This is a genomic window from Maricaulis sp. W15, from assembly GCF_001924955.1.
Classification (GTDB): domain Bacteria; phylum Pseudomonadota; class Alphaproteobacteria; order Caulobacterales; family Maricaulaceae; genus Maricaulis; species Maricaulis maris.
The window spans coordinates 15,918-29,928 of the sequence record NZ_LQXG01000021.1 but is presented as its reverse complement, the minus strand read 5'-3'; the positions used below and the strand labels follow the sequence as shown (position 1 = coordinate 29,928).

At 62.9% G+C, this 14,011-nt stretch carries 7 protein-coding genes; 5 read left to right on the top strand and 2 right to left on the bottom strand.

The window, feature by feature from the left end; translation table 11 throughout:
- The first annotated feature begins 20 nt into the window (after window positions 1-20).
- Window positions 21-1,856, top strand: a complete 1,836-nt coding sequence (locus AWH62_RS15240) for an adenylate/guanylate cyclase domain-containing protein (protein ID WP_075191355.1) — start codon at window positions 21-23, stop codon at window positions 1,854-1,856.
- Here the strand turns inward: AWH62_RS15240 and AWH62_RS15235 are convergent.
- Window positions 1,830-2,516, bottom strand: a complete 687-nt coding sequence (locus AWH62_RS15235) for a Crp/Fnr family transcriptional regulator (protein WP_075191354.1) — start codon at window positions 2,514-2,516, stop codon at window positions 1,830-1,832. The genes AWH62_RS15240 and AWH62_RS15235 overlap by 27 nt on opposite strands.
- A 178-nt stretch (window positions 2,517-2,694) precedes the next feature.
- Between AWH62_RS15235 and AWH62_RS15230 the strand changes: the two genes are divergently transcribed.
- Both AWH62_RS15230 and AWH62_RS15225 read left to right on the top strand, forming a co-directional pair.
- Window positions 2,695-4,665, top strand: a complete 1,971-nt coding sequence (locus tag AWH62_RS15230) for an alkyl/aryl-sulfatase (protein WP_075191353.1) — start codon at window positions 2,695-2,697, stop codon at window positions 4,663-4,665.
- A 74-nt stretch (window positions 4,666-4,739) separates the two neighbouring features.
- Window positions 4,740-7,403, top strand: a complete 2,664-nt coding sequence (locus AWH62_RS15225; RefSeq protein ID WP_075191352.1) for a M14 metallopeptidase family protein — start codon at window positions 4,740-4,742, stop codon at window positions 7,401-7,403.
- Between the two features lies 1 nt (window position 7,404).
- Here the strand turns inward: AWH62_RS15225 and AWH62_RS15220 are convergent, their stop codons facing one another.
- Window positions 7,405-9,228: an ABC-F family ATP-binding cassette domain-containing protein gene (locus AWH62_RS15220; RefSeq protein WP_075191351.1), complete on the bottom strand. Its 1,824-nt coding sequence runs from the start codon at window positions 9,226-9,228 to the stop codon at window positions 7,405-7,407.
- 208 nt (window positions 9,229-9,436) lie between these two features.
- Here AWH62_RS15220 and AWH62_RS15215 point away from each other — a divergent pair, with 208 nt between their 5' ends.
- The gene (locus AWH62_RS15215; RefSeq protein ID WP_075191350.1) at window positions 9,437-10,324 is read left to right on the top strand and encodes an ABC transporter ATP-binding protein; all 888 of its coding nucleotides are present in this window, start codon (window positions 9,437-9,439) and stop codon (window positions 10,322-10,324) included.
- A gap of 28 nt (window positions 10,325-10,352) precedes the next feature.
- On the top strand, window positions 10,353-13,955 hold the full coding sequence (locus AWH62_RS15210) for a M1 family aminopeptidase (RefSeq protein WP_075191349.1): 3,603 nt from the start codon (window positions 10,353-10,355) through the stop codon (window positions 13,953-13,955).
- Window positions 13,956-14,011: the final 56 nt, after the last annotated feature.

Below are 14,011 nucleotides of genomic sequence, written 5' to 3'. Positions count from 1 at the left end.
CGTTAGCCCGGAGCGGGCGCGTGCGTGAGCGGATCATTGACCGTTTCAACCAGGGTGATCTCGCCCGGGCCTATGATCTTTGTCAGGACGGTCTTCGTGACCGTCCTGATGATTTTTGGCTCAAGCATCGCGCCGTGTTGTGTCTGATCCGCTCGGGGGCGCTCGAGCGAGCGTCCGCCGCCTATCATGAATACCGGCTCGCTGAAATTCGCCATGATGAGGACTGTCTCGCCGTCGGCGCACGTCTCCTCAAAGCGCTGGCACTCGAGTCGTCGGGTCAAGCTTTCGCCCGGTTCGCCCGTGAGAGTGCCCGCAATTACGCTGATGTGCACGCGCGGACCGGCGGCCACTACCCAGCGATCAACGCCGCCAGCATGTACATGCTGGCCGGAGATCCGGGGCCCGCTGAAATCTACGCCCGCAAGGTGCTCTACGGTAGTTTCGATACCGCCACGGCGTCCCGCGAACAGGCATATTATCGACAAGCATCGCAGGCCGAAGCCTATCTCCTTCTTGGCGACCTCCCGACCGCCCGTTCGACGCTTCGCGAGGCCTTCCGGTTGGACCCCGACAATCATCTGGCACATGCCACGACCTTGCGGCAGTTAAGGTTGCTGGTCGCCGTCCTGGGACTCGATTCAGATTGGCTTGCGCCGCTTGAGCCACCACGTCCGGCGCACTATGCAGGCCATATTTTCGGCTTGGGCGCGGGCGAGCGGCAACTGGACAAGGGCCAGGAAGGCCGGCTGCGCGATACGGTCGAGCTGATGTTGGCGCGCCATCATGTGGGGCCTGTCCACGGGGCGCTGGCTGCCGGCTCGGATATCGTTATCGCTGAAGCCGCCCTGGCGCGGGGTTGCGAGCTGAATGTGGTGCTGCCGGCCCCGGTTCCGGCGTTCTTGGACGCCTCGGTCCGGCCCTTCGGCGAGGCCTGGGTGCACCGCTTCGAGGCCTGTCTCGAACAGGCTGAAAAAGTGGTCGAACTGACGTCGGACCGCCGTATTGTTTCGGTTCAGACGCTGAACTTCGCCAGTCTTGTTGCCATGGGCATGGCGCGCATGCGAGCAAGTGTCCTCGCCACCGAACCCTTGCAGATACTGGTGTCTGAAGTGGATGATGCCGAAACCCCGGCGGGTTTTGGCACCTTGCATGACCGGGATGTCTGGAGCGCCTGCGGGCTGGATCAGGTCCGTGTGCCCTATCCGGGCCAGCGATCATCGATCCGCACCAAGCCCGCTGCCGATGAAAATCCCGAGCCCGGTTTTCGCCCGGCCATGCGGGCTATGCTTTTTCTTGATGTGGCCGGCTCGACTTCGGTGCCCGATGATCGCGTGCCGCATTTCGTGCAGGCGGTGCTCAAACCCCTTGCTGCGTGCTGCGATGCGCTGGCGGACCCACCGGTCCATGCCGATAGCTGGGGGGATGGCATGTTCCTGGCCTTTGATCGGGTGGAAGACGCGGCGCGCGCAGCCGATACGCTGCGGCAGGCCTTCGCCGATATCGACATGGATGAACACGCCCTGCCGCCGTCGCTTGGCCTGCGGATCGCCGGTCATTTCGGCCCCGTGCATGAAGGCGAGGACCCGTTGCAAAAAAGGCCATCCCTGTTTGGCGGACAGGTTGCGGTCGCGGCGCGGATCGAGGCGGTCACGGTTCCCGGATCCATTTTCGTCAGCGAAGCCTTCGCGGCGGCACTCGCCATGTCGTCCTATGCGTTCCGAAGTGAATATGTCGGCCAGATCCGGATTGATGCAGTGATGCCCGACCAGCGGCTCTACGCATTGCGGGCCTTGCCGGCGAATGCAGCCGCCAATCTGCGTCGCAGCCGGTCAGCTCGATCCACGCAACCGGTCTAGTTGGTCGGGGTCTACGAGTTCGATCCGGTCACGCAGTTTCTCAAGCAGGCCTTTTCGCTGCAGGTCATTGATGGTTCGCGAGGCAGTTTCGCGTGTGGAGTTCACACGCAAGGCCAGCTCCTTCATCGACGGAGCCGGTGCGATGACCCGGGCGCTGCCGTCGGATCCGACCGGTTTCGACATGCGCAGCAATTCGGCATAGATGCGGCCGGGCGCCGACAGGGCCGACAACTCGAACATGCGTTGGGTGGTGTGCTGGACCCGGCGCGCCAGAACGCGGGACAGGGCGAGGCCGATCTCGCCGTGACGACGTATCAGGCCGAAAAACGCCTCTCCGCTATAAATGGCCAGATCGCATTCGGTTTCCGCGATGATGCCGGAGATTCGCGGTTGCCCGGTCAGTGCGGCCAGCTCGCCAAACACAGCGCCGGCTTCGAAGGCATCGAGCCAGATTTCCTGCCCGTTTTCCGACAGCAACACGACCCGGGCGCGCCCGCCCAGCAACAGGAAGACCCGATCATCGGCTTCGTCCTGGGCAATAATGACAGTGCCTGCGGCCACACGGCTTCGTTCGGCCTGGCTCGCCATGCCAAGGCATGCCGCCTCCTCGCGGATATCGAGATCCGTCAGGGCAAGGTTCCAGGCCGTGTCGAGCTTCATGGGTCCTCTCGCGGGCCGACGCCGGGCGCGCGTCGCGATGCCCGACATCCGAAACTAGATATCTCACACGAAAATGCCAGCAAATTCGGTCGCTTGTCCTGCGCTCGCCCGGGATTGGAATCGCCATTTGCCGAAATGATGGCTAGCGTGGGTGAACACTGTTCTCTGGGAGGGGAAGATGCGGTTATTCTTGGGTGCCCTGACCGGGCTTGCGTTGATATTGGTGGCGTGTGGCGAGCGTCAGGCAGCGGTCGATGTGACCTCAGGCTCGGATGCGGCGGGTTTCCTGCCGGCATCGGACGCAACGGCACAGGCCAATGCCCGCCTTGCCCGAACCCTTGACGGTCTGCCCTCCGAGGATGAGGCACTGGCCAATCGCGGTTTTGTCGCCAGCGACGAGAATTTGACAATCACCGACCCGGATGGCGCGGTCATCTGGCGCCCCGCAGATTATGGGTTTCTCGCCCCGGAGCCGGCGGCCAGTGTCCATCCCGGCCTTTGGCGCCAGGCCCGACTGAACCAGATCCATGGATTGTTCGAGGTCGAGCCCGGCATCCATCAGGTGCGCGGATATGACCTCGCCAACATGTCGGTGATCACGGGTGAGACCGGCTGGATCATCATTGATCCGCTGACCTCGGTCGAGACGGCCCGGGCGGCGCTCGATCTGGTCAATCGGGAATTGGGCGACCGCCCGGTCAGCGCGGTCATTCTGACCCATTCCCATATCGATCATTTTGGCGGTATCGGCGCGGTCGCGGGGCCGGAGACGCCGATCATTGCCCCGGCCGGTTTCCTGGAGGCGGCGGTCAGCGAGAATGTCATGGCCGGGATCGTGATGGGGCGGCGGGCCGGCTACATGTATGGCACGCGCTTGCCGCGTACGCAGCGCGGTCATGTCGGATCGGGTCTGGGCAAGCATCCGGCACTGGGAACCCACACGATTGCGACGCCGACCCATGTGATTGATGAGACCGGCCAGACCTTGGAAATTGACGGTGTCCGGATGGAATTCCAGTATGCACCGGAGACCGAGGCGCCGGCCGAGCTGACGGTGTTTTTCCCTGACCTCCGGGCCTGGTGCGGCGCCGAACTGGTCTCGCGCACCCTGCACAATCTCTACACGCTTCGCGGGGCCGAGGTGCGCGATGCCCTGGCTTGGTCGGCCGCCATTGCTGAGGCGCTGGACCGGTTCGGGCCGCGGACATCGGTCATTTTCAACAGCCATCACTGGCCGGTCTGGGGCCAGTCCGAGAGCCGGGCGTTTCTGACCGCTCAGCGCGATGTCTATAAATACATCCATGACCAGACACTGCGACTGGCGGCGCAAGGGTTGGGTCCGGACGAGATCGCCGAGACCATCACCCTGCCCGAAAGCCTCGCCGGGGTGTTCGCGGTGCAGGGCTATTACGGCACGCTCAAGCACAATTCGCGGGCGGTCTATCAGCGCTATTTCGGTTGGTTTGATGGCGTGCCCGCACATCTTGACCCGATACCGCGCGTTGAAGCGGCGCAGCGTTATGTTGAGGCTCTGGGCGGCGTTGATGCTGTCGTGATGCAGGCCAGCCACGCACTCGATGCCGGCGAGTATCGCTGGTCGGCGGAGCTGGCCCAGCATGCGGTTTTCGCGGCGCCGCGCGAGGATGCGGCGCGTGAGGTGCTGGCACGGGCCTATGAGCAATTGGGCTATGCCGCCGAATCCGCGCCCTGGCGTGATTTTTATCTGACCGGAGCCTTTGAGTTGCGTCACGGTGTTGAAGCGCTGGATGCGACGGCGGCGGGATCAGCCATCCTGCAATCCATCCCGTTGGACATGTTCTTTGCCGCCATGGCGACCCGGCTCGACGGCAACCGGGCGGCGCGGCGTGACCGGGTGTTCAACTTTGTCTTCGCCGATGTTGGCGAGACCCATGTCATCCGTCTGTCCAACGGCGTGATGCACCATCAACAGGCCGAAGCGGTTGCCGATGCCGATGCCAGTGTGACGCTGACACGAGCCTTCTGGCTGCGCCTGCTGCAGCAGGAGGTGGGGCTGATGGAGATGATCGGGTCGGACCAGTTTGCCATCACCGGTGACCGGTTGGCCCTGCTCGGATTTTTCGCCATGCTGGAACAGCCGCAACCGGATTTTGCCATCGTCACACCGTGAGCGGGTGGGCAGCAGGCTTTTCCCCGGACGGGAAAACCTGATTAAGTGGAAATTCAATGATCCCGGGGGGTTCCATGTACCGCGCCATTCTCGCTGCCAGCCTTGCCTTTTTGACCGTCAGCGGAGGCGCGTTCGCGCAGTCGACACCGTTCGAGACACGATACGACCCGGCGATTCCCGATGCGCGGGCCGCTTTCGGCTATGAGTTCGGTGAAGAGATCACCCCGCCACAGGACGCGGTCGATTACCTCTATGCGCTCGAAGCCGCCGCGCCGGACCGGGTCGAGGTGGTGGAATATGCCCGCAGCTGGGAAGGCCGGCCGCTGGTCTATGCCGTAATCGCGGCCCCTGACGTCTTGGCGCGTGCCGACGAAATCCGGTCCGGTCTGGCCAGTCTGGCCGACCCGCGCGGACTGGACGCGGCCAGTCGGGACAGATTGATTGCGGATCTACCGGCGGTGGTCTGGCTGTCCTACGGCGTGCATGGCAATGAGATTTCGTCGACCGATGCCGGCCTTCGCACGGCTTATCACCTGGTGGCGGCGCAGGGTGATCCGATGGTCGAGAGTATTTTCGACAACACCATCGTGGTGATCGACCCGACCCAGAATCCGGATGGCCGCAACCGTTTCATCCAGTCCTTCCGGGCGGCACGCGGGCTGGAGTTCAGCGGCGACCGCTATACCGCCGAGCACGACGAACCCTGGCCGGGCGGGCGCTATAATCACTACCTCTTCGACCTCAATCGCGACTGGTTTGCCCGCACCCAGCCGGAGACCCGTGGCCGGACCGATGCCATTCTCGACTGGCGCCCCGTCGTGGTCGTCGATGCCCATGAGATGAGCGGCGACAGCACCTATTTCTTCGCGCCCTCCGCCGAGCCCTTCAACCCGGAGATCGTGCAGTCCCAGCGCGATGCGCAAGCGCTGATCGGCCGCAATCACGGGACGTGGTTCGACCGCTTGGGCTATGCCTTCTTCACCCGTGAAGTCTATGACGCGTTCTATCCCGGCTATGGCGACATGTGGCCGACCCTGCAGGGCGCCGTCGCCATGACCTATGAGCAGGCTTCGGCCCGTGGTCTGGCCTGGCGTCGCCGCGATGGTTCGACGCTGACCTATGCCGACGGGGTCAATCACCATTTCGTCGCCTCGCTCTCGACCGCCCAGGTGGTGGCCGAGAACCGCGAACGCTTCCTCACAGATTTCGTGGAGTTCCGGGCCAGCGCCGCGGCCTCGGCCGATGATCCGCAGGCCATGGTCTTCTCGCTCAGCGGCAATCGCTGGGGCGCCGAGCGCATGGCCCGCAACCTTGCCGCCCAAGGGATTGAAGTCGGCCGTATCGCCGCCGGCACATCAGTCTGTGGCGCCCGTTTTGAGGATGGTGGATTCCTGGTCCGTTTTGACCAGCCTGCCGGCCGCCTCGCCCGGACGCTGATGGAGCCAACCACTGATCTGCCTGCCGATTTCATGGCCGAGCAGGAACACCGCCGGGCTGACGGTCTGGGGCATGAGCTTTACGACGTGACCGCCTGGTCGCTGCCGCTGATGAACAATGTCGACGCCACGACCTGCCGCCGCACGCCGTCGACCGCCGCCGAGCCGGTCGAGCCGGAAATGCCGATCGAACGGGTCACCACCACCGACAGTGCTGAATGGGGTTATGTCATTCCGTGGAGCGATGCCGGTCAGGCCCGACTGGTCGCCGCCCTGGGGCAGGCCGGGATCGCCATGCGTACCTCCGGCCAACCCTTCCGCATCGGCGATCGGCGTTTCCCGAGCGGGTCCGTTGTGGTGCCGCGTTTTGGTGCGCCGGCTGATCTCGACGCGCTGGTCAACCGTCTGGCCGCCGAAAGCGGCGCCCGTTTCGAAGGCATGTCGTCGAGCTGGGTTGATGAAGGACCCAATCCGGGAAGTGACAATTTCCGCACGCTGCGGGCGCCGCGTGTCGCCATGCTGTGGGATGAGGGCACGGATCCGACCTCGGCGGGAGCGACCCGCTATGTGCTGGAACGGCGCTATAATATTCCCGTTTCGGTGATCCGCACCGGCACGGTGGGTCGTGCGCAGCTGGAAAGTTATGACGTCCTCATCCTGCCCGAGCAGGGTTATGGTGGTCTGTCGGGCGCGTTGGGGAATTCCGGCGCGTCGGCGATCCGTGACTTTGTCAGCGAGGGCGGTGTCGTCGTCGGTCTCGGCGATGCCACGCGTTGGCTGGCGTCGAGCGATGTCGGCCTGATCCCGGCGCAACGCGAGCGGGCCGCCGATACGCCGCGCGACGGGGCGGCTGGCGCCGGCCCGGTCGTCGACGGCACGGTCCTCGCCAATGAAGGCGAGCTGCGCGTGCTCGAAGCTGAAGCCGGTGCGCTGCCGGAGTCTTCGCCGGGCGCCCTGGTGCAGGTCACATCCAATCCCAATGCCTGGATGGCATCGGGCTATGATCGCGGCGCGGCGGCACTGGTAACCGGTTCGGACATTTACGCCCCGGTGTCGCTGGACGACGCCACCACGGCCCTGCGTTTTGCGGCCCGCGATGAGCTGATCGCCGGTGGTTATCTGTGGGACGAATATGCCGACCAGCTGGCCCTGAAACCCTTCGTGCTGTCGACCAGCCATGGGTCCGGCCAGGTCGTCGCCATCACCCAGTCACCGACCACGCGGGCCTATCTCGAAGGGCTGGACCTGCTCTTGCTCAACGCGGTGTTGTTGGGGCCGGCGCATTCGCGGGCGCTGAGATAGGTCAGGCCCCGCCCTCGATCTCCTCGCGCAGGGCTTCCAGTTCGAGCCAGCGGTCTTCCTTGTCGGCCCGTTCCTGCATGGCTTCGCCGAGGCGTTTTGAGACCTGGGCGAAGCGGGCGCTGTCGGCGAAGAGTTCGGGATCGGCCATATCCGCTTCCAGCTTGGCGATCTCTTCGCCCAGCTTGTCGATTTCGGCGGGCAGGAGTTTGAGGGCGTAGCGGTCCTTGTTGGCCATGCGACGGCGTTCCGGCTTGGCCACGGCAGCAGAGGCAGGCTTTGCAGCGCCCTTTGCGGACCCGGATTGTTTGCCACCGGTCTTGTCGAGGGCGCTCACACCGGCGCCGCGCTGGGCGACCATGTCGCAATAGCCGCCGGCATATTCCTGCCAGACACCATCACCCTCGGCGATGAAAACGGCGCTGCAGCAGCGGTCGAGGAAATCGCGATCATGCGACACGAGGAAGACCGTGCCGGCATAATCGGCGATCAGGCCCTGCAACAGGTCGAGGGTCTCCAGGTCGAGATCATTGGTCGGTTCGTCGAGCACCAGCAGGTTGGACGGCAGGGCCAGCGCCCGCGCCAGCATGATCCGCGCCCGTTCCCCGCCGGAGAGGACATGGACCGGCGTGTTGGCCTGTTCCGGCGGGAAGAGAAAATCCTTCATGTAGGCGACGACATGTTTGGTCTTGCCGCCGACCTCGACCTGATTGCCGCTGCCTTGTGTGAGGGCTTCCGACAGGGTCCAGTCATCCTTCAGGGCGACACGCTTCTGGTCGAGTGAGGCAATCTCCAGCTTGGTACCAAGGCGGACTGAGCCCGCATCGGGGGCCAGCTGGCCGGTCAGAATGTTCAACAGTGTCGTCTTGCCGGCGCCATTGGGTCCCACGAGGCCGATGCGGGCATTGCGGGCGATCTTGGTCGAGAAGTCCTTGACGATGGCGCGTTCGCCATAGCTCAGCGAGACGGATTTGGCCTCGGCGACCAGCTTGCCGCTTTCGCCGGCCTCAGAGGTCTCCAGCTTGACGGTGCCTTGCGGCCCGCGATGATCGCGGCGTTGCTGCTTGAGGGCGTTGAGCTCGCCGAGGCGGCGGACATTGCGCTTCCGGCGGGCAGTCACGCCATAGCGCAGCCAGTCTTCCTCGCGAACGATCTTGCGGTCGAGCTTGTGCAGCTCGTCCTGTTCCTGCTCCAGCACGGTGTCGCGCCAGCTCTCGAATTCGCCAAAGCCCCGGTCGAGCTGGCGGGTCTGGCCGCGATCAAGCCAGACGGTCTTGCGGGTCAGGTTTTCCAGGAAGCGGCGATCATGGCTGATCAGAACGAGGGCCGAGCGGCAATGGCGCAACTCCTCTTCCAGCCATTCAATGGCCGGCAGATCGAGATGGTTGGTCGGTTCGTCGAGCAGCAGGATGTCAGGGTCCGGCGCCAGGGCACGCACCAGCGCGGCGCGGCGGGCCTCGCCGCCGGACACCTGTGCCGGCGTCTCGTCGCCGGTCAGGCCGAGGCGTTCCATCAGATAGTCGGCCCGATAGTCGGCATCGCCGGGAGCCAAGCCTGACATGACATAATCGCGGATCGTGGCGTGTGCGGACAGGTCTGGGTCCTGTTCGAGATAGCGCACGGTCGCGGACGGGTGGACGAAACGATCGCCCTCATCGGCTTCGACAAGTCCGGCGGCGACTTTCAGGAGGGTGGATTTGCCTGACCCGTTGCGGCCGACAAGGCAGAGGCGCTCGCCTTCCTCGACCTGCAAATCAGCGCCGGCGAGCAGCGGTGTGACGCCGAAGGTCAGGTGGATATTCTGGAGGGTGAGAAGCGGTGGAGCCATGTGTCACCGCATACAAGTCCACGGCTTGCGGGTCACCCGTTTCCGGCAGGATTCCGGCTCGAAAACGGGAGGGGGGACAATCCGGGTCCAGCGTCCCCCTTTCGCCAATCCTGAACAAAGCCTCATTTGCGCCATAATGGGGCGCGGCCTAGGTTCTCGCCCAAAGGGACACAAGAGGGACGCCGGCGCGAGCGGGCGAGGCACAATCATGCTGACGATCAACAATCTCACCAAGACCTACGGCAATGGCGTACGCGCCATGGACGGGGTCACGCTGGACATTCCCAAGGGCATGTTCGGTCTGCTCGGCCCCAACGGTGCCGGCAAGTCGACGCTGATGCGCACCCTGGCAACCCTGCAGGCGCCGGACAGCGGCTCAGCCGTTTTCGGTGAGATCGATATCGTCAAGGACCCCAAGGCGCTGCGCGCCACGCTGGGCTATCTGCCGCAGGATTTCGGCGTCTATCCGCGCATGTCGGCGCGGGCCATGCTTGACCATCTCGCCGTCCTCAAGGGACTGACCAACGCCAAGGAACGCAAACAGGTCGTCGAGGCCCTGCTGGAACAGACCAATCTCTCCCAACATGCCAAGAAATCCGTCGCCTCCTATTCCGGCGGCATGCGCCAGCGTTTCGGCATTGCCCAGGCGCTGCTGGGTGACCCGCAGCTGATCATTGTCGACGAGCCGACCGCCGGCCTCGACCCGGAAGAGCGCAACCGCTTCCACAATCTCCTCTCGGAAATCGGCGAGAATGTCGTCGTCATCCTGTCGACCCATATCGTCGAGGACGTCGCCGATCTCTGCCCGAAAATGGCGATCATGAACCAGGGCAAGATTGTTGCGGCGGGCGTGCCGGCCGATCTGGTGAAGGCGCTCGACGGCAAGGTCTGGTCGAAGACCGCGGCCAAGTCCGATCTGGCCGAATTGCGCACCCGTCACAATGTCATCTCCGAACGCCTGACCATGGGCCAGGTGATGATCCGTGTCCTGGCCGACAGCCAGCCGGGTGATGATTTCGCGACGGCGACGCCGGATCTGGAAGATGTGTATTTCTCGACCATCCGCGGCGGCCAGTCCGCTGCGGCGGCCGCTTAAGTCTCAACCCAGCTGAAAGGAGCACATCATGCTCTCCAAGATCGCCGGGTTCGAGATCCGCTATCAGATCTTTTCGCCCGTATTCATCGCGGTTTTCGCGATCTTCTTCCTCCTCGTCTATGGCGGGGTCACCATTGACAACATCCAGATCGGTGGCGGCGGCGCGACCAATATCAACTCGCCGAACGCCCTGACCATCAACGTCCTGGTCTTTTCGCTCTTTGGCGGGCTGATTCCGGTCGCTTTCCTGTCGTCCGGCGTGATCCGGGACAAGAGCTTCAAGACTGAAGAGCTTTTCTTCTCACGGCCCATCAAGGAATTCGACTTTGTCCTCGGCCGTTTCATCGGCGGATTCCTGGCGACCGCCCTGTGCTTTGCCAGCGTGCCGCTTGCCTTCCTGATCGGCTCGGTGATGCCATGGCTGGACCAGGAGTTGATCGGTCCGACACGGTTGGGCTGGTTCGTCTACGTCTATCTGGCCTTCGGTCTGGTCAATATGTGGGTGGTCGGCACAATCCTCTTCACGGTCGCCAATTTCACCCGCTCAACCATGCTGGTCTGGGCCGGTTTTGTTGGCCTTCTGGTGCTCTACTTCGTCGGTTCGGCCATTGCCGGTCAGGAACCGGCCTTGCGCGAAACCCTCGCCCTGATCGATCCGTTTGGCTTCAACACTTTCGGTGAGGCGACCCGCTATTGGACGGCGTTCGAGCAGAACAGCCAGGTGGTCCCGTTTGAGGGCACCCTGTTGGCCAACCGCCTGCTCTGGATCGGTATTGGTCTGGCGCTGCTGGTTTTGAACCTGGTGACCTTCCGCTTCCGTCGCGGCAATGCCGGGGGCGGTGCCAAGCGCAAGTCGGCTGTCGCCGCTACCGGCGCCAATCATGCAATCATGGACATCAAACTGCCGCGGGCGACGCCGAATCTCGGCGGTTCAGCCGCGCGTCAGCAATTTGCGGCACGGGTCGGCTTCGAGGTGAAGGGCGTCGTGTTCAACATCGCCTTCTGGATCATCCTGGCGCTGGGCCTGTTCAACACGATCCCGGGGTTTTTCTTCGCCAACGGAATCTACGGGACCGACAATTTCCCGGTCACCCGCGTGATCATGAACACGATCAACGGGGCCTATTCGATCATCCCGCTGGTCATCGTGATCTATTACGCGGCCGAGCTGATGTGGCGCGAGCGCCGTTTCGGCTTCAACGAGATCACCGACTCGACGCCGACGGAGAGCTGGGTCTTCATCACCGCGAAATACGTTTCGATGGCGGTCGTGATCACCTCTCTGGCCGTGGTGGCCATCCTGGCGGGCATGCTGTCCCAGCTGATCATGGGCTATCCCGTTCTGGAGATCGGCCAGTACGCCATTCGTGGCGTGATGGAGCTGATCATCCCGTTTGTTCTGTTGTCAGCCTTGGCGATCTTCTTCCAGGTCGTCCTGAACAATCGCTGGCTCGGCATGGCTGCCATGCTGGTCTATTTCGTGGCATCTCTGGTGATGAGCCAGGTCGGTTTCGACCATAATCTCTACCAGTTCGGAGCCTCGCCGGGTGCGCCCTATTCCGATATGAACGGGTATGGCCATTTCCTCGGCATTTCGCTCTGGTTCACGGCCTATTGGGGCTTCTGGTCGCTGCTGCTGATGGTGTTTGCCTATCAGTTGTGGAGCCGGGGCGCACTCAGCTCGATCTGGCAGCGCATTGGCCGTCTGGTGTCGGGCTACTCGCCCGCCACAGGCCTGGTCGCCCTCATCGCCCTTGTCGGCGCCGTCGGCACCGGAGGGTGGATTTTCTACAATACCAACATCCTCAACACCTATATCTCGGGGCCCGACCAGCGGGGCTTGGCGGCGGAGTATGAGCGTCAATACCTGCACCTGCAGGACGTGCCGCAGCCGACCATTGTCGAGACGGCCTATGATGTCGACATCTATCCGGGTGAGCGGCGCTATACGGCCACCGGTCACTATGTACTGGAGAACAAGGAAGACACGGCGATCGACACGCTGTGGATTTCCTATGGACAGGGCACGACCATCGTCTCGCAGGAGATCGAAGGTGGTTCACTGGCGACGTCAGATGAAGGTTTTTACCTCTATTCCTTCGATCTCGGCACGCCGCTCGAGTCCGGTGAAACCCGGCGTTTCGACTTCACGGTCGAGCGCAACAATCCGGGCTTCCGCAATTCCGGTAATGTCGGGACGGTCAATCACAACGGCACCTTCTTCAACAATAGCGAGTCGATGCCGATCATCGGCTTCAACAGCAATTGGCGCCTCACCGACCGGCAGCAACGCCGCCGCGAAGGGATGGAGCCGATCGAGCGCGCCTTCCCGCTCGAGGATGAAAGCCATTGGTATGAGAACGGGATCACCAATTCCGACTATGTGACCTTCCGCTCGGAAGTCTGTACGTCGGCCGGCCAGACCGCGATCGCACCGGGTTATCTGGAGCGCCAGTGGGACGAAACGGATGACAGCGGTCGCGACCGTGCCTGCTTCGAATACGTCATGGATCGCCCGATCCTGAACTTCTATTCGTGGCTGTCTGCGGATTACGAGATGGCCGAACGCGAGACCGACGGCATTCTCTATCAGGTCTTCTACCATCCCGATCATGCCTGGAATGTGGAGCGGATGCTGGAAGCCGGTGAGGACTCGATCGGATATTTCTCCGAACATCTCTCGCCCTACCAGTATCGCCAGTACCGCATCCTGGAATTCCCGGCCTATGCGACATTCGCCCAGGCTTTCCCGAACACCATCCCGTTCTCGGAAGGCATCGGCTTCATCGCCGATCTCTCGGATCCGCAGGACATCGACTATGTCTACTACGTGACCGCCCACGAAGCGGCACACCAGTGGTGGGCGCACCAGGTCATGTCGGCGAATGTCCAGGGCGGCACGATGCTGATCGAGACTTTCGCCCAGTATTCGGCCCTGATGATCATGCGCCAGGAATATGGCGAGGATCACATGCGTCGTTTCCTGAAGTTCGAGCTCGACAGCTATCTGTCGGGCCGGGGCTCCGAAGCGATCGAGGAGCAGCCGCTTTATCGGGTCGAAAACCAGCAATACATCCACTACCGCAAGGGCGCGGTGATCATGTATGCGTTGCAGGACTATATCGGTGAGGACACCGTCAACCGGGCCATGCAACGCCTGATCGACGAACGGGCCTACTCGTCCGAGCCCTATGCGACGACGCTGGATTTCCTGCGCATCCTGCGCGAGGAGGCCGGTCCCGAGCATGAGGCCATGATCCATGACTTCTTCGAGCGTATCGTCCTGTTTGATCTCAATGTGACCTCGGCCACGGCGAGCGAGCGGACGGATGGTCGCTGGGATCTGGTGCTGGAGATCGAGGCCCACAAATACGAGGCCGATGGCGCCGGCGAGCAGACCGAGGAGGACATCGACTATCAGATCGATATCGGCGTCTTCACGGAAAATCTCGATGATGCCTATGAGGGCACGGATCACGTGCTCTACATGGACAAGCACCGCATCAATGAGACCACGATGCGTATCGAGCTGATTGTGGACGAAGAGCCGCGCTATGCCGGCATCGACCCCTACAACAAGCTCATTGACCGCAATTCGGACGACAATCTGATGCCGGTCACGATTGAATAGGGTCGGCGAGCGTTGACGGAAAAGCCGGGCCTTCGGGTCCGGCTTTTTTGTGCACT